General features: G+C 45.8%; 12 protein-coding genes. 10 read left to right on the plus strand and 2 right to left on the minus strand.

Annotation, left to right across the window (positions count from 1 at the left end; all coding sequences use genetic code 11):
• The first annotated feature begins 68 nt into the window (after nucleotides 1-68).
• The 9 genes from rpoC to tuf all read left to right on the plus strand — a co-directional run bounded on the left by rpoC (nucleotide 69) and on the right by tuf (nucleotide 10338).
• Complete coding sequence (gene rpoC, locus M0C34_RS02350; RefSeq protein WP_248714058.1) at nucleotides 69-4274, plus strand: DNA-directed RNA polymerase subunit beta'; 4206 nt, start codon at nucleotides 69-71, stop codon at nucleotides 4272-4274.
• Nucleotides 4275-4415: 141 nt separating this feature from the next.
• On the plus strand, nucleotides 4416-4799 hold the full coding sequence (locus M0C34_RS02355; RefSeq protein ID WP_248714059.1) for a RidA family protein: 384 nt from the start codon (nucleotides 4416-4418) through the stop codon (nucleotides 4797-4799).
• A 5-nt stretch (nucleotides 4800-4804) separates the two neighbouring features.
• Nucleotides 4805-5197, plus strand: coding sequence for a sulfurtransferase complex subunit TusD (gene tusD, locus M0C34_RS02360; RefSeq protein ID WP_248714060.1), 393 nt, complete (start codon nucleotides 4805-4807; stop codon nucleotides 5195-5197).
• On the plus strand, nucleotides 5194-5553 hold the full coding sequence (gene tusC, locus M0C34_RS02365) for a sulfurtransferase complex subunit TusC (RefSeq protein ID WP_248714061.1): 360 nt from the start codon (nucleotides 5194-5196) through the stop codon (nucleotides 5551-5553). The genes tusD and tusC overlap by 4 nt, the downstream gene beginning before the upstream one ends.
• Nucleotide 5554: 1 nt before the next feature.
• Nucleotides 5555-5830 carry a sulfurtransferase complex subunit TusB gene (tusB, locus tag M0C34_RS02370; RefSeq protein WP_248714062.1) on the plus strand — a complete coding sequence of 92 codons (276 nt, stop codon included), beginning with the start codon at nucleotides 5555-5557 and terminating at the stop codon, nucleotides 5828-5830.
• Between the two features lie 143 nt (nucleotides 5831-5973).
• Entirely contained in the window at nucleotides 5974-6348 is a 375-nt protein-coding gene (rpsL, locus tag M0C34_RS02375; RefSeq protein ID WP_248714063.1) for a 30S ribosomal protein S12, read from the plus strand.
• 95 nt (nucleotides 6349-6443) lie between these two features.
• Nucleotides 6444-6914: a 30S ribosomal protein S7 gene (rpsG, locus tag M0C34_RS02380; protein WP_163135253.1), complete on the plus strand. Its 471-nt coding sequence runs from the start codon at nucleotides 6444-6446 to the stop codon at nucleotides 6912-6914.
• A gap of 78 nt (nucleotides 6915-6992) precedes the next feature.
• The gene (gene fusA, locus M0C34_RS02385; RefSeq protein ID WP_248714064.1) at nucleotides 6993-9086 is read left to right on the plus strand and encodes an elongation factor G; all 2094 of its coding nucleotides are present in this window, start codon (nucleotides 6993-6995) and stop codon (nucleotides 9084-9086) included.
• 67 nt (nucleotides 9087-9153) lie between these two features.
• On the plus strand, nucleotides 9154-10338 hold the full coding sequence (gene tuf / locus M0C34_RS02390; protein WP_248714050.1) for an elongation factor Tu: 1185 nt from the start codon (nucleotides 9154-9156) through the stop codon (nucleotides 10336-10338).
• A gap of 517 nt (nucleotides 10339-10855) precedes the next feature.
• Here the strand turns inward: tuf and M0C34_RS02395 are convergent.
• Nucleotides 10856-13393: an Ig-like domain-containing protein gene (locus tag M0C34_RS02395; RefSeq protein ID WP_248714065.1), complete on the minus strand. Its 2538-nt coding sequence runs from the start codon at nucleotides 13391-13393 to the stop codon at nucleotides 10856-10858.
• 215 nt (nucleotides 13394-13608) lie between these two features.
• Here M0C34_RS02395 and oxyR point away from each other — a divergent pair, with 215 nt between their 5' ends.
• On the plus strand, nucleotides 13609-14499 hold the full coding sequence (oxyR, locus tag M0C34_RS02400) for a DNA-binding transcriptional regulator OxyR (RefSeq protein ID WP_248714066.1): 891 nt from the start codon (nucleotides 13609-13611) through the stop codon (nucleotides 14497-14499).
• Here the strand turns inward: oxyR and M0C34_RS02405 are convergent.
• Nucleotides 14496-17123: a penicillin-binding protein 1A gene (locus tag M0C34_RS02405; protein WP_248714067.1), complete on the minus strand. Its 2628-nt coding sequence runs from the start codon at nucleotides 17121-17123 to the stop codon at nucleotides 14496-14498. The two genes, oxyR and M0C34_RS02405, sit on opposite strands and share 4 nt — an antisense overlap.
• Between the last annotated feature and the right edge of the window lie 56 nt (nucleotides 17124-17179).

A 17179-nucleotide genomic window follows, 5' to 3' on the forward strand; every position in this document is an offset into this window, starting at 1 on the left:
CTGACATAAAAGCAAGGCGGGCGTTTCATTAGAAACGCCCCAGGTTTAACTCCGACTTGGAGAGAAACGTGAAAGATTTACTTAAGTTTCTTAAGCAACAAAGCAAGACCGAAGAGTTTGAAGGCATTAAAATTGGCCTAGCTTCACCTGATCAGATCCGTAGTTGGTCGTTTGGTGAAGTTAAAAAACCAGAAACGATTAACTATCGTACCTTTAAGCCAGAGCGCGATGGACTTTTCTGTGCCCGTATTTTCGGCCCAGTAAAAGATTTCGAATGTTTGTGTGGTAAATACAAGCGTCTGAAGCACCGTGGTGTTATCTGTGAGAAGTGTGGCGTAGAAGTTACTCAATCAAAAGTTCGCCGTGACCGTATGGGACACATCGAACTTGCATCGCCAGTGGCTCACATCTGGTTCCTTAAGTCTTTACCATCGCGTATTGGCTTATTGCTTGATATGACACTGCGTGACATTGAACGCGTTCTGTACTTCGAATCATTTGTAGTTACTGAGCCTGGCATGACCAGCTTAGAACGCGGTCAAATGTTAACCGAAGAAACTTACTTAGATTCTCTAGAAGAATACGGTGACGAATTCGAAGCTAAGATGGGTGCAGAAGCTGTATTGGCTTTATTGCGTCATTTAGAGCTTGATCAAGAAATCGAAGTAATGCGCGAAGAGTTGCAAACAACTAACTCTGAAACTAAGCGTAAGAAGACCACTAAGCGTCTTAAGCTTATGGAAGCGTTCCGTGATTCAGGTAATAAACCTGAGTGGATGATTATGACCGTTTTACCGGTTCTTCCACCAGATTTACGTCCTCTAGTACCACTAGATGGCGGCCGTTTTGCGACTTCTGATTTGAACGATTTGTACCGCCGTGTAATCAACCGTAACAACCGTTTGAAGCGTTTACTAGACCTAGCCGCCCCAGATATCATCGTGCGTAACGAAAAGCGTATGCTGCAAGAAGCAGTTGATGCCTTGTTAGACAATGGTCGTCGTGGTCGTGCTATTACTGGTTCTAACAAGCGTCCGCTTAAATCTTTGGCTGATATGATCAAAGGTAAGCAAGGTCGTTTCCGTCAGAACTTGCTAGGTAAGCGAGTAGATTATTCAGGCCGTTCGGTAATTACCGTTGGTCCTACACTGCGTTTGCACCAGTGTGGTTTACCTAAGAAAATGGCACTTGAGCTATTCAAACCATTCATTTATGGCAAGCTAGAACTTCGTGGTTTAGCGACTACGATTAAAGCTGCTAAGAAAATGGTTGAACGCGAAGGCGGCGAAGTGTGGGATATTCTTGAAGAAGTTATCCGTGAACACCCTGTATTACTTAACCGTGCACCTACTTTGCACCGCTTGGGTATTCAAGCCTTTGAGCCAGTGTTAATTGAAGGTAAAGCGATTCAATTACACCCGCTAGTTTGTGCGGCTTATAACGCCGACTTCGATGGCGACCAAATGGCGGTACACGTACCGTTGACTATTGAAGCGCAGTTAGAAGCACGTTCGTTGATGATGTCTACCAACAACGTATTATCGCCAGCTAATGGTGAACCAATTATTGTTCCTTCTCAAGACGTTGTATTGGGTCTGTACTACATGACTCGTGAACGTGTGAATGCGCAAGCAGAAGGAATGTATCTGTCAGGTCCGAAGGAAGCTGAGAAGCTTTATCGGTCTCAGCAAGCTAGCATACATGCTCGAGTAAACGTACGTATTACCGAAGTAGTTGTAGCGGAAGACGGATCAAAAATAGAAAAAACTGAAATCAAAAAGACCACTATCGGCCGTGCTATTTTATGGTTAATCGTACCAAAAGGCCTGCCGTTTGATTTAGTTAACCAAGCAATGGGTAAGAAGCAAATCTCAGGTTTGCTAAACACCTGTTACCGTAAACTAGGTCTTAAGCATTCAGTTATTTTCGCTGACCAATTAATGTATACCGGTTTCCATTACGCAACGCTGTCAGGTGCCTCTGTAGGTATCAATGACATGGTTATTCCTGATGCTAAGAAAGACATCGTGGAAGAAGCCAGTGATGAAGTAAGTGAAATTCAGGAGCAATTCCTAGCGGGCCTCGTAACCGCAGGCGAGCGTTACAACAAAGTAATCGATATTTGGGCTTCGGCTAACGAAAAAGTATCGAAAGCGATGATGGACAACTTGTCTACCGAAGTGGTTATGAATCGAGATGGCGAAGAAGAGACTCAAGACTCTTTCAACAGCATCTTTATGATGGCCGATTCGGGGGCTCGTGGTAGTGCTGCTCAGATTCGTCAGTTGGCGGGTATGCGTGGCTTGATGGCAAAACCGGATGGTTCGATTATCGAAACACCGATTGTAGCCAACTTCCGCGAAGGCTTGAACGTACTTCAGTACTTCATCTCAACGCACGGTGCGCGTAAAGGTTTGGCCGATACAGCACTTAAAACAGCAAACTCGGGTTACCTAACTCGTCGTTTGGTGGATGTTGCTCAAGATTTGGTCGTTACCGACACTGATTGTGGTACCGAAGAAGGTATCTTGATGACGCCTCATATTGAGGGTGGTGATGTTGTTGAGCCATTACGTGAGCGTGTTCTAGGCCGTGTATTAGTTGGCGATGTAATTAAGCCAGGTACTGAAAACGAAGTATTGCTTAAGTCTAAGACCTTACTTGACGAAAAACTGTGTGACCTTCTTGAAGAGAACTCAGTGGATACGGTTAAAGTTCGCTCGGTGATTAGCTGTGCTAACGATTTTGGTGTTTGTGCACTTTGTTACGGTCGTGACTTAGCGCGAGGCCACTTAGTGGGTCGCGGTGAAGCGGTTGGCGTTGTCGCTGCTCAGTCAATTGGTGAGCCGGGTACTCAGCTTACCATGCGTACCTTCCACATTGGTGGTGCGGCATCGCGTGCGGCTGCAGAAAACAGTATCCAAGTTAAAAACGTGGGTACCATTAAACTGCATAACGCGAAAGTTGTTACCAACAACGAAGGCAAATTGGTTGTAACGTCTCGTTCAACCGAATTGACGATCATCGATGAGATGGGCCAAACCAAAGAAAGCCACAAACTTCAATACGGTAGTATTTTAGATGTGGTTGATGGTGGCGCTGTTAAATCTGGCGATATTGTTGCTAACTGGGACCCGCATACGCACCCAATTATTACTGAAGTACCTGGTCGTATTAAGTTTGTTGATATGGTTGAAGGCGTAACGATTAGCCGTCAAACAGATGAACTAACCGGCCTATCAAGTATTCACGTATTGGATCCTAACGAGCGCCCTGGTGCTGGTAAAGAAATGCGTCCAATGGTGAAGCTGGTTGATGATAAAGGTAATGACGTATTAATTGCTGGTACTGATATTCCTGCACAGTACTTCCTGCCAAGTAAAGCGATTGTTAACTTGGAAGATAATGCTGAAGTGGGTGTTGGTGATGCGATTGCTCGTATACCTCAAGAATCAAGCGGTACCAAAGATATTACCGGTGGTCTGCCACGCGTAGCTGACTTGTTCGAAGCGCGTCAACCTAAAGAGCCTGCTATCTTAGCTGAAGTGAGCGGTACTATTAGTTTCGGTAAAGAAACTAAAGGTAAGCGTCGTCTTGTTATTACTCCTAGTGATGCCGATGCATACGAGGAAATGATTCCTAAGTGGCGTAACTTGAATGTATTTGAAGGTGAGAAAGTTCAAAAAGGTGAAGTTATCGCCGATGGACCAGAGTCTCCACATGACATTCTACGCTTACGTGGTATCAGCCCTGTTGCTAACTACATTGTAAATGAAGTACAAGACGTATATCGCTTACAAGGTGTGAAAATTAACGATAAGCACATTGAGACAATCGTGCGTCAAATGCTTCGTAAGTGTTTGATTCTTGATGCTGGTGATTCTAGCTTCTTGCTAGGTGAACAAGCCGAAGTTGCTCGCGTTAATATTGAAAACCGTCAGTTAGTTGCCGATGGCAAGCGCCCTGCTGTATACCGTCGTGAATTGCTAGGTATTACCAAAGCATCGCTGTCTACAGAGTCATTTATCTCTGCAGCTTCGTTCCAGGAAACTACTCGTGTGCTTACAGAAGCAGCAGTAGGCGGAAAACAAGACGAACTTCGCGGTCTTAAAGAGAACGTGATTGTTGGTCGATTGATTCCAGCTGGTACAGGTTATGCGTATCACGAAAAACGTCGTGCGAGATCAGAAGCTCCGGCTCCGATCACTGCTGATGAAGCTGCTGATAACTTAGCTGCTTTGTTAAACGCTGCACCGACTAGTGATTCAGAGTAAGACCCAATAGTGAGTGAAAAGGTGGCTTAGGCCACCTTTTTTTTTGCCTGTAATTTGTTGTGAGATAAGCAAATTATTTGACAATGCTTTTGCTTAGTCACAGACTTCGCTAATCAATAAGAATAATTTAACGAGCATATTATGAGTAAACAAATCGTATCTACGGACCAGGCTCCAGCCGCTATTGGGCCTTATTCACAAGCGACAAAAATCGATGAGTTAGTATTTACTTCTGGGCAAATACCTTTACACCCAGAGTCTATGGAAGTCGTCGCGGGAGGCATTAGCGAGCAAACTAAGCAAGTAATGGAAAACTTAATGGCGGTATTGGCTGCAGCCGGTGCGGATGCATCTACCGTATTCAAGACCACATGCTTTCTTAGTGACATGAATAACTTCGTTGCATTTAATCAGGTTTATGCCAGTTACTTCCCTGAAAGCGCACCGGCGCGCTCATGCGTAGAAGTGGCGCGTTTACCTAAAGATGTGTTAGTAGAAGTTGAAGCTATAGCCCACATTAAATAAGCCATATGAGCCTTTCTTACACCTTAGTGGTAACCAGTCCGCTCTACGGCAGGCAGGGAAGTGCCACGGCGCTCAATTTTGCCAATGCCCTAGTGGCGCAAGGGCATCAAATCAAAACAGTGTTCTTTTACTTGGATGGCGTGTCTAATGCGATGCAAACCGGTTTACCAGCGAGTGATGAGGTGAACATTCATGCACTTTGGTTGAAGCTCAAACAGTCTTCAGCTTGTGAATTGCTGGTCTGCAGCGCGGCAGCTTATCGTCGGGGTGTGATAACCCAGCAAGACGCTGACCTTAACGCTTTAGGGGCGTGGTCGATGAGTCAACACTTCACGATGTCGGGGTTAGCAGAAATGTCAGCGGCTATGTTGGGCAGTGATAGGGTAGTGCATCTGTGATCAAGCAATTGGTATTCGTATTTAGTGCTGCACCGCACTCTAGCGCGAGTGCACGAGAATCTTTAGATGCAGCGTTAGCGGCTTCTGCGGTATCGGATGACATCGTGATTTATTTTTACGGCGATGGGGTTTTGCAGTTGCTTGATAACCAACAGCCTGCTGATATCTTACAGCGCCATGTTTTACCCACTTATGGTTTATTGGAACTGTATGACGTTGAGGAGCTTTATGTTGATCCACAATCGCTGATTGAGCGCGGGTTAACGGCTGACCAACTAGCGATATCAGTGAACCCGCTAAGTCGTGATGATTTCTTTGCAAAGTATGGTCATGCGCATGCCATCATAAGGTTCTAACATGCTTCATATTTTACGCCACTCTCCTTCATCTACGGTGTTTGATAATTGTTTAGAGAGTATCGATGATAGTAGCCACTTACTACTTATTGAAGACGCGGTATATGCCGTGGTTAAACTCGAGCCGCGTTTAGCAGAACTTAAAACTCAAGGGCGAGTATCGGTACTGGCGAGTGATCTCGTTGCTAGAGGACTAAACACCGATAACAGTTGGCAGGTGGATTACTCCGGTTTCGTTAAGCTTACCGGCCTTCACTGCCCTAGTTTCACTTGGTAGCCCTAGCCGCAATGATCAAAAATAATCCCGCTTAGTCATTAGCAAGTGTTGACTCTTTTCTCTCAAGCGCATAAAATTTCGCCTCCCCAAAATTGGGGATAGATTTTTCACATGTTTAAAAGTAATTTCAGGAGCTATTTAAAATGGCAACGATTAACCAGTTGGTTCGCAAGCCACGTGCAAGCAAAGCTGTAAAAAGCAATGTACCTGCACTCGCTGCGTGTCCTCAACGCCGTGGTGTATGTACTCGTGTATATACTACCACTCCGAAAAAACCTAACTCAGCATTACGTAAAGTAGCTCGTGTTCGTTTAACTAACGGCTTCGAAGTAACTTCGTACATTGGTGGTGAAGGCCATAACTTACAAGAACACAGCGTAATTCTTATTCGCGGTGGTCGTGTTAAAGATTTACCAGGTGTGCGTTATCACACCGTACGCGGCGCATTAGATTGTGCTGGCGTAAGTGATCGTCGTCAAGGACGTTCAAAATACGGCGCTAAACGTCCTAAGTCATAACGGCTCTCCGTTAAGTAAGGCCAAACATTTAGTTATAGCGAAATTTTTTTTAAAATTCGTTTTGGGGAAACCTGAAGCAAACCGGAGATATTCAAATGCCTAGACGTCGAGTGATCGGTCAACGCAAAATCTTGCCAGATCCTAAGTTCGGATCAGAACTTCTGGCTAAGTTCATCAACGTAGTAATGGTTGATGGTAAGAAATCAATTTCTGAGAAAATTGTATATGGTGCATTAGACGCTGCAGCTGAGAAATCAGGCAAGTCTCACCAAGAAGTTTTCGAAATTGCTCTTGAAAACGTGCGCCCATCGGTAGAGGTTAAATCTCGCCGTGTTGGTGGTTCTACTTACCAAGTACCTGTGGAAGTTCGTCCTGTACGTCGTAACACCCTAGGTATGCGTTGGATGGTAGATGCAGCACGTAAACGTGGTGAAAAATCTATGGCTTTACGTCTAGCGGGTGAAATCCTAGACGCTGCCGAAAACAAAGGTTCTGCGGTTAAGAAACGTGAAGACGTTCACCGTATGGCCGATGCAAACAAAGCGTTTGCACATTACCGCTGGTAATTGGTTGCACAGCTGCATAACGCAGCTGTGCTGCTTTCTATGTGAGACTAAGGAACTTTCCTTAGCAAGAGGATAACAATGGCTCGTACAACTCCAATTGAGCGCTACCGTAATATCGGTATTGTTGCTCATGTTGACGCTGGCAAAACAACAACTACAGAGCGTGTCCTTTTTTATACCGGTCTATCTCACAAAATTGGTGAGGTACATGATGGCGCAGCCACCATGGATTGGATGGAACAAGAACAAGAGCGCGGTATCACTATTACTTCTGCAGCCACCACTACCTTTTGGCGTGGGATGAATGCACAGTTTGATGATCACCGTATAAACATCATTGATACACCTGGGCACGTCGACTTCACTATTGAAGTAGAACGTTCGTTACGAGTGTTAGATGGTGCAGTAGTCGTTTTTTGTGGTTCATCTGGTGTTGAACCCCAATCAGAAACAGTGTGGCGTCAAGCTGATAAATATTCTGTTCCACGAATGGTATTCGTGAACAAAATGGATAGAGCTGGTGCCGATTTTGAACGAGTAATTGAACAAATCCGTGATCGCTTAGGTGCTAATTGTGTGCCTATTCAACTTAACATTGGCGCCGAAGACGAATTCGTTGGGGTAATTGACCTGATTAAAATGAAGGCAATTAACTGGAGCGAAGCCGATCAAGGCATCACCTTCAACTATGAAGATATTCCTGCACATTTAGCTACGCACGCAAGCGAACTCCACGAAAATTTGGTGGAAGCTGCAGCCGAAGCGACTGATGAGTTAATGGATAAATACTTAGAAGAAGGCGAGTTAACTGAAGCCGAAATCAAGTTTGGTTTGCGTAAGCGCACCCTAAACAATGAGATTGTGCTAGCGACATGTGGCTCGGCATTTAAAAACAAGGGAGTGCAAGCTGTGCTTGACGCCGTTGTGGAATACTTGCCAGCGCCAAATCACGTTGCCGCTATTAAAGGTTTGGACGATAAAGACAACGAAGTTGACTGTCCAGCAGACGACGATGCACCTTTTGCTGCTTTGGCGTTTAAAATTGCGACTGACCCATTCGTGGGAACGTTGACCTTTATGCGTGTTTATTCGGGAACGGTTGAAACCGGCACTGCGGTGTATAACTCGGTTAAGCAAAAACGTGAGCGTCTTGGTCGTATGGTGCAAATGCATTCAAACGACCGCAAAGAGATTAAAGAAGTTCGTGCCGGTGATATCGCCGCTGCGATTGGTCTCAAAGACGTCACAACGGGTGACACTTTATGTGATATGAACAATAAAGTGGTCCTTGAGCGAATGGAGTTTCCTGAGCCGGTAATTCAGATTGCCGTTGAGCCTCGAACTAAAGCCGACCAAGAAAAAATGGGCGTAGCGTTAGGTAAATTGGCCGCTGAGGATCCCTCGTTCCGCGTAGAAACTAACGAAGAATCTGGACAAACCCTTATCTCTGGTATGGGTGAGTTACACTTAGATATCATCGTAGATCGCATGAAGCGCGAATTTAGCGTGAACTGTAATGTAGGTAAGCCTCAAGTTGCTTATCGCGAAGCAATTCGCAAGCAAGTTGAAGTGGAAGGAAAGTTTGTACGTCAATCGGGTGGTCGTGGTCAATACGGTCATGTCTGGTTGCGTATGGAACCTCTAGAGCCAGGCGCTGGTTACGAATTTGTCAATGAAACGGTGGGAGGTGCTGTTCCTAAGGAATACATCTCTGCGGTAGACAAAGGCTGTAAAGAGCAAATGGATCAGGGTGTACTGGCAGGCTACCCAATGCTTGACGTTAAAGTGACATTATTCGATGGTTCGTACCACGATGTTGACTCTAACGAAATGGCGTTTAAAATTGCCGGTGCAATGGGCTTTAGAAAAGGCGCATTAGAAGCTGATCCAGTACTGCTCGAGCCGATGATGAAAGTAGAAGTTACAACTCCTGAAGATTGGATGGGAGATGTAGTGGGTGACTTGAATCGTCGTCGTGGCATAATTGAAGGCATGGATGATGGAGCAGCGGGCTTAAAGATTATTAAGTCTAAGGTCCCACTGTCTGCAATGTTCGGCTATGCTACAGATCTACGTTCGGCAACTCAGGGGCGAGCCTCCTACTCGATGGAATTCCTAGAGTATAATGAGGCGCCGAAAAACGTTGCTGATACTATTGTTGAAGCAAAGTAAACTAATTCAACTATGATTGATCTGTCTCGAGTGAGGCAGGTTGGAATGGATAAAGAAGGTACATATCGTGTCTAAAGAAAAATTTGAACGTAATAAACCGCACGTAAACGTTGGTACAATTGGCCACGTTGACCACGGTAAAACTACTCTAACAGCAGCCATCACCAACGTACTTGCAAAAGTATACGGTGGTGAAGCTAAAGACTTTGCAGCTATCGACAACGCTCCAGAAGAGCGCGAGCGTGGTATTACTATTTCAACGTCTCACGTTGAATACGATACTCCTTCACGTCACTACGCACACGTAGATTGTCCAGGACACGCCGATTATGTTAAAAACATGATTACTGGTGCTGCTCAAATGGACGGTGCAATCTTAGTAGTAGCTTCTACAGATGGCCCAATGCCACAAACGCGTGAGCACATCCTGCTTTCTCGTCAGGTTGGCGTACCTTACATCATCGTGTTCATGAACAAATGTGACATGGTAGATGACGAAGAGTTACTAGAATTAGTAGAAATGGAAGTTCGTGAACTTCTATCTGAATACGAATTCCCAGGTGATGACATTCCAGTAATCCAAGGTTCAGCGCTTAAAGCCCTAGAAGGCGAAGAAGAGTGGGAAGCAAAAATCATTGAGCTTGCAGAAGCACTAGATTCTTACATCCCAGAGCCAGAGCGTGACATCGACAAGCCATTCCTACTACCAATTGAAGATGTATTCTCAATTTCAGGTCGTGGTACGGTAGTAACAGGTCGTGTAGAGCGTGGTATCGTTAAGGTTTCAGAAGAAATCGAAATCGTTGGTATTAAAGAAACGACTAAAACTACCTGTACAGGTGTTGAAATGTTCCGCAAGCTTCTTGACGAAGGTCGTGCTGGTGAGAACTGTGGTATTCTTTTACGTGGTACTAAGCGTGATGACGTACAACGTGGCCAAGTATTGGCGGCTCCTGGAACTATTACTCCACACACCAAGTTCGAAGCTGAAGTATACGTACTAAGCAAAGACGAAGGTGGCCGTCACACGCCATTCTTCAAAGGTTACCGTCCACAGTTCTACTTCCGTACAACTGACGTAACTGGTGCTGTAGAGCTTCCAGAAGGTGTTGAAATGGTAATGCCTGGCGACAACTTGAAATTTGTTGTAGAGCTAATTTGCCCAATCGCGATGGACGAAGGTTTACGCTTCGCAATCCGTGAAGGTGGCCGTACAGTAGGTGCGGGTGTTGTAGCTAAAATCTTCGAATAAGAAGTTAGCACAGCAGAAAAAAGGTCGCGTTAGCGGCCTTTTTTATTGCCTAGAGAAAAGTAGGCTACATCATCCTGCTTAGCAGGTCTTAGCAGGTCTTAGCAGGTCTTAGCAGGTCTTAGCAGGTCTTAGCAGGTCTTAGCAGGTCTTAGCAGGTCTTAGCAGGTCTTAGCAGGTCTTAGCAGGTCTTAGCAGGTCTTAGCAGGTCTTAGCAGGTCTTAGCAGGTCTTAGCAGGTCTTAGCAGGTCTTAGCAGGTCTTAGCAGGTCTTAGCAGGTCTTAGCAGGTCTTAGCAGGTCTTAGCAGGTCTTAGCAGGTCTTAGCAGGTCTTAGCAGGTCTTAGCAGCTTGTGTTGGCATTAATTAATGATGTTAAGAGCTTGAGCAGCGCTCATAAAAAAATCCAGTGCTAAAGGGGGGCACTGGATTTTGGCGCTTGTAAAAAGTCAGTCAACCGAACATTTTTTGTTTACTGTTCGGCATTCAGTCATTAACTAGCTTTTTAGTAACAAGCTATGTTTAACCCGCATCAATAATGGTGATAGAACGTGAGCTTTCTACTCCCCCTGGGCTGGTCACGGTAACTGTCATAGTACCTTCACTGCGGTTGTTAGGGCTACTTTCTTGAATAACGCTAAGGCCGATTAAATCGCATAAGCGTACACCGTCAGGCACTGTGAAAGAGGTTTGCCCAGAAAGCTCACCGTTATTAGTACTGATAGACACGGTGGTACCAGCAGGCATTTGGTTACCGTTAAGATCTTGAACTGTAACCACTAAGCCTTGTGAGGAAACAGCGGTTAGGTCCACGCTACTTACTGGTGCACTGTTAGTGGTGTCTGAAATCAAAATGTTAGCACCTGATGTGCCCATGATTAACACTACAGAATCGCGAACTTCAACCAAGTTCCGAGTACACAAACCACTGGCATCAGCTTCTACCGTACAAGATAAGCCGTTATATAGTTCAGTTATTGCGTTGGCTGGAATCGAAGAGTCCTTTACGCCGGTAGCATTGTCGAACTCATTATTTTCATTGTAATCTCGGAATCGCTCTTCTACGTTGACACTGTCATGGTTAATGATGCCGCCCACATCGTAACTGCCATTTTCATTGCTATCAACAAAGGCTTCGCCAAGGGCGGTGAACGTTTCACCAGCGTCGTATATGCGGTTACCGTTTACATCAGAATAGTACTCTTGACCTACGGTAGAAGCTAATACTGAAGCGCGGCCGACACCATAGAGGTTGTTGCCTTGGGTGTTTACAACATCACCAGGGATGTATCCAGGTGCATTACAGTAGCCTGCCGGCAGATCGTACAAGTGGCCTTTAGGACGCGGGTTTTGGCTTACCCAGTTGACTGAACAACCACTGTTCGTATCTTGACCATCAGTTTTACAATTACCTGATACTTGGCCGCCGTCACTTTCAAACACGATGGTTGTGTCATTAGGTACAGGGTTATTATTCTCGTCACTGACCCTAAGGGTAACTGTGCTATCCACTCCATCAATGCCCCAAGCCTCTAACGCTAAAGTACTGGCCGATAGTGACATGCTTTGCTGCGAAGGCACTCCGGTATGAACAGCCAAAGCATTCGAGGTGGCGGAAATGATATTGCCAGTATCGGGGTCACTAAAGCTAGCGCTCACCACTACCGAACCGGACATATTGCCGCTGGTTACCCGAGTTAACACTTCACCAGAAGCATTTGACTGAGCTGTAAGCGGGCTGATGGTTACTCCATGCAGGCTTGAATCAAGCGTAAATGTAACCTCTTGGCCTGATTTAGGGCTACCGGTTGCATCGGTAACAACGTATAGCAGTTCGGCGATGGTTTCACCTACTGATTCTTTCAAGTAAATTGTTTGGGGAGATGCAGAAGTAAAAGTAATACCACTGGCTTTAGTAGTAGCAATATCGATAGTATAGTTTTGTGGGTCTATTACGCTGATACTCGGTGTGACAGTAATGGTATCACTGCCGCTACAACCGTCAGCTTGATAGATAGCAGTTGCCACGCCATTTACGGTGGTTACGCTATCAGAGATGTTGGCAAGATCTTGCGCGCTACAACTAGAAGCAAAACTAATGGCGATAGGTGTCGCGTAGAGCTCCCCTTCGCTATCGGTAATAGTGGCAGTAAAACTCGCTGTTGCATCAGATCCTAAAGTTTCGCCGTCTGCTAGGCTAGAAGTTAGTGTCATTATGAGGTTGGCTTGGCCCACTTGATAGTTGGCGCTAGCGCTAACACCAAGCTGACTATTGCTCGCTACTATACTATCCGCACCCGTGGTTTCCAGCTGGGCAAACAAGGTGGCAATTGCTAAACCATTCACATCGGTCAAAATAGTTTCAGCGCTTAAATCTGCATTGGTAGTAGATAAAGATATCAGTTCATTAGCCGCAGGGGTTCCGCCTGTATAACTTAAGCTGGCAACGGCAGTGATTGGTGTTTCTATCGAGAGGCTATTGGTAGAGCTACAACCAACGGGGATTTGGTCACGAGCAACGCCATTGCAATCATACAGCGCGAGTTGCAGGTCATTTGTGCCGCCGTTTCCGCCGGAGTTAATTTGTACTTGATAATTTTCTGCAGCGGTAACCGATGTTGTTTCGCCGCCACTTTCGTAGCTATAGGTCGCCACGACTGAGTCAGCATTCGTTGCATCAGTGCGCGCTTTCATTGTTGTATGGCCTACGCCATTACTGCCAATCAAAATGGTCTGTGCGTCAAGCTCAGCGCTGCTAGTGCTTAGGTTGACCAGTTCATTTGCAATTGGGCTGGTGTTGGAGAGCGTGACCACTACGTAAGTAGCTGTATCGCTAGGAACAGTGTTGGTTTGTTCACAGCCGGTAGGTATGACAGTTGCATCAATACTGTCGGCGCAGCTATAGAGCGCAATGCCTAAAGACGCGGCAGTGCTTGAGCCGTTATCGCCACCATCATCTCCACCATCATCTCCACCACTAAGGTCAACGCTTCCGTCTCCCCCACAAGCAAACAGTAAAGAACTCAATATAATTAACAAGCAGTGTTTTAACCACACCATGATTATTCCTCCGTGACCGCTACGACCTTGTATGCGGGTTTCCTGATAATTTACTTATATATCATATCTTAGCGAGTAGTTGCATTACCGATTCGCTGAATGCGAGCTTTATTGCAAAGTTTTTTATTTTTGTAGGGATTCGCGGAGAGTCGTTGATTGATTCATCTAGCTGTCAACCCGTAAGCAGCGTATTATTTAACAAAAAAGGAAAATAGATGAACCTACGAGATTTAGAGTACTTAGTGGCGCTGCAAGAGCTAAAACACTTTCGAAAAGCGGCTGAAAAATGTTTTGTTAGCCAACCGACCTTAAGTGGTCAAATCGCCAAATTGGAAGAAGAGTTAGGCTTGTTACTAATAGAGCGAACCTCTCGCAAGGTGATATTTACCCATGCTGGCGATGAGCTCGCTGCGAAGGCTCGTAATATTCTGCTAGAAGTTAAAGGGCTAAAAGACATGGCTAAAAGCTTTCAAGCCCCGATGGCAGGGCCGTTGCATGTAGGGTTAATTCCCACTGTAGCACCTTACCTACTGCCGAAAATTGTGCCGCAAATACGCGCTGAATTTAGCGATATGGAGTTGTTTTTGTATGAAGAGCAAACCCAGGTATTGTTACAGCGCTTAGAAGAGGGTGAACTTGATTGTTTATTGTTAGCCTATCTACCCGAAATGGAGCGCTTTGGCGCTATTGATTTATACGATGAGCCGCTCGTCCTAGCCATGCCAACTAAACACAAGTGGCATCTTGAAGCCGATATCCAGCTGTCAGCACTTAGCGGTGAAAATGTATTAATGTTGGAAGACGGTCACTGCTTACGAGACCAAGCTATGGGGTATTGTTTTGCAGCAGGAGCCAAAGAAGATACTAGCTTTAAGGCGACCAGTTTAGAAACATTGCGTCATATGGTGGCCGCGGACATGGGAATAACCTTATTGCCACAATTAGCCATTCCTGACGCCCCAGAGCAAAATGGTATTTGTTATCGTCATTTTCGCTCTCCTGAGCCTAGCCGTCGAATTAGTTTATTGTATCGCAACAATTCGGTTCGACGGCCATGTTTCAATCAGCTAGCAGAACTCATCAAGCGCAGTTCTGCTTTAGTCTAAAACAACTCATCTTCTTCTGAACCAAAAACAGAGCCCGCAGCAGGTTTTACATACTCTGTAGGCTCTGTGCCTTTCTCAAAGTACTCAAACCTAGTGGTGTGGTCACTGGCGTTACTTAATTGTCCGGTAGCTCTGTCGATACGCACAGTATTTACATTTTTAGGTGGTTGCAGCGGTTTTTCTGGCACGCCCTCTAAGCCTACTTTCATAAAGTCTATCCAAGCCGGCTGCGCTGTGCGGGCACCAAACTCTTTACCGGTAATTTGGTTTTTGTCTAAGTTTTGGTTGTAGGATGCTTCGCCTAACTCACGATTGAAATTATCGAAGCCAATCCATGAGGTTACGACTAAATCGGGGCTAAAGCCTGAGAACCAGGCATCTTTGGCGTCGTTAGTGGTACCGGTTTTACCCGCTATATCACGGCGCTTAAGTTCTCTCGCTGCGCGCCAGCCAGTTCCGTTCCAGCCGGTTTTGTGGGCCCAGCTTCCTCCTCCCCAAATAGCGCTGTTCATTGCTTGAGATACCAAAAAGGCATTCTCAGCACTGATAATTCGCGGGGCAAGGTCATCCAATTGCGCAAATGAGATATCGCATTGGCTGAAGGCGTTAGGTGTCTCATCAAGCAACTGCTCAAGGCTTGGCGCGTCTTTGGCTATTTCAAAGCAAGCATCACAAGCCACTTTAGGAAGCTGTTGGAAAATAATATTGCCTTCACCATCTTGTATACGGTCGATAAAGTAAGGACTTACTAGATAACCACCATTAGCAAATGAACCATAGGCGCTGGCAACTTGCATTGGTGTTAATGATGCTGAGCCAAGAGAGAGTGATTCGTTACGCGGCAATTCATTTGCGGGAAAGCCGAATTTTGCGAGGTGCTTAATGACAGCATCTACCCCTAGATCTCGCATTAATCTTACTGACACCACGTTTTTAGATTGGGCTAATGCCACCCTAAGGCGGATCGGACCATCATAAACTGGCGGTGAGTTCTTAGGGCGCCATGCTACGCCCATAGCCTTGTCCCAACGATTGATTGGTGCATCATTTTCAAGGCTAGCTAAGGTCATGCCGTGTTCAAATGCGGCAGAATAGAGAAAAGGCTTAATGTTAGAGCCGACCTGTCTGCTGGCTTGAGTGACTCGATTAAATTTACTTTGGTTAAAACTGAAACCGCCTACTAAGGCTTCAATCGCTCCATCTAATGGAGAAATAGCAATTAGCGCGGCGCCCGCGTCAGGCAATTGCGATAAGCGCCAATTGCGCACTACCGCTTGTGGTTCCCCCGACACTGTTAACACCGCATCTGCTGGCTCATCACTGGGTAACTCTGTATGGGTCGACGGGGCGTCGCTGGCTGGCGTGGTTGTCTCGGCCTCGGTTGGTAGAGCGCTTACCCAAATTACGTCGCCGGCACTTAAGACTTCTTGGGCCGATTTTGGTGCTGGACCCTGACGGGTATCGGTAATAAACCGTCGTGCCCATTTCATATCATCCCAAGCAATGATTCCTGCTTGACCACCTTTAACAATGATCTCAGCTTGCTCATTAGCCACTGATAATACGGCCGCGGCTCGTAATTCGCCATAGTTTGGTAATGTAGCCAGTTCTGCCACAATCGCTGCTTGGTCTAGTGCAGGCGTATCGGCTTTCCACAGTTGACTAATTGCGCCACGAAACCCGTGGCGTTGATCGTAACTTAACAAATTATCTCGCAATGCTAAGGTCGCGGCGTTTTGACGCTTGGCACTAATGGTCGTGTATACATCCATACCGGATGTATAAGCCTCTTCTCCATATGTGTTCAAGATTTCTTGTCGAACCATTTCTGCTAAATAAGGCGCAGCTAAGGCAATCTCTGCACCGTGATAAGTCGCCGTAATAGGAGCTTGATTAGCTTCGTCAAAACTGGCTTGGTCGATAAAACCTGTTTCTAACATCCTGCCTAGTACGACTCTGCGGCGATCGCGGGCACGTTCCGGTGAGCGAATAGGGTTTAAGGCCGACGGTGCTTTAGGTAATCCTGCGATTACAGCTGTTTGAGCAAGCGTCAGTTGGTCTACGGTTTTACCGTAATAGACTTGCGCTGCGGCCCCGACACCAAATGAGCGATAGCCCAGCGGAATTTTATTTAAATACAAAGCAAGGATTTCGTCTTTAGACAGTTCTTGTTCGATCTTTATGGCTAAGAAAATCTCTTTAATCTTGCGAATATAGGTTTTTTCTCGGGTTAAGAAAAAGTTTCTGGCAACTTGTTGGGTAATGGTACTGGCACCTTGGCTTTTCTCCCCGGTGGCGATTAAATTTATCGCCGCGCGGGTTATGCCAATAGGGTCGATGCCTGGATGTGAGTAAAATCGCGTATCTTCGGTTGCCAGAAATGCTTGTAACATTTGTTCTGGAACTTCTTCGATTTGTAGCGGAATACGACGTTTTTCGCCGAATTGAGAGATTAACTTGCCATCGGCACTAAATACTCGCATTGGAGTCTGTAATTGGACATCTCTCAAAGTAGTGACATCGGGCAGCTGCGGTGCAAAATAGAAATATAGTGCGGTGACTGCTGCTAGCCCAAGGCTAAAACCCAAGAAAATCAAAAATAACAGTCTTTTAAGCCATTTCATCGCTAAATTTGCACTCAGTATCTAAAGAATGGCTGATTATATCGTCAAATTGTGAC

Source organism: Agarivorans sp. TSD2052 (genome assembly GCF_023238625.1).
Lineage (GTDB): Bacteria > Pseudomonadota > Gammaproteobacteria > Enterobacterales > Celerinatantimonadaceae > Agarivorans.

Coding starts and splice junctions, on each gene's coding strand:
- M0C34_RS02355 (WP_248714059.1), top strand. CDS start 4,416: ATGAGTAAACAAATCGTATCTACGGACCAGGCTCCAGCCGCTATTGGG.
- tusD (WP_248714060.1), top strand. CDS start 4,805: ATGAGCCTTTCTTACACCTTAGTGGTAACCAGTCCGCTCTACGGCAGG.
- tusB (WP_248714062.1), top strand. CDS start 5,555: ATGCTTCATATTTTACGCCACTCTCCTTCATCTACGGTGTTTGATAAT.
- rpsL (WP_248714063.1), top strand. CDS start 5,974: ATGGCAACGATTAACCAGTTGGTTCGCAAGCCACGTGCAAGCAAAGCT.
- rpsG (WP_163135253.1), top strand. CDS start 6,444: ATGCCTAGACGTCGAGTGATCGGTCAACGCAAAATCTTGCCAGATCCT.
- fusA (WP_248714064.1), top strand. CDS start 6,993: ATGGCTCGTACAACTCCAATTGAGCGCTACCGTAATATCGGTATTGTT.
- M0C34_RS02395 (WP_248714065.1), bottom strand. CDS start 13,393: ATGGTGTGGTTAAAACACTGCTTGTTAATTATATTGAGTTCTTTACTG.
- oxyR (WP_248714066.1), top strand. CDS start 13,609: ATGAACCTACGAGATTTAGAGTACTTAGTGGCGCTGCAAGAGCTAAAA.
- M0C34_RS02405 (WP_248714067.1), bottom strand. CDS start 17,123: ATGAAATGGCTTAAAAGACTGTTATTTTTGATTTTCTTGGGTTTTAGC.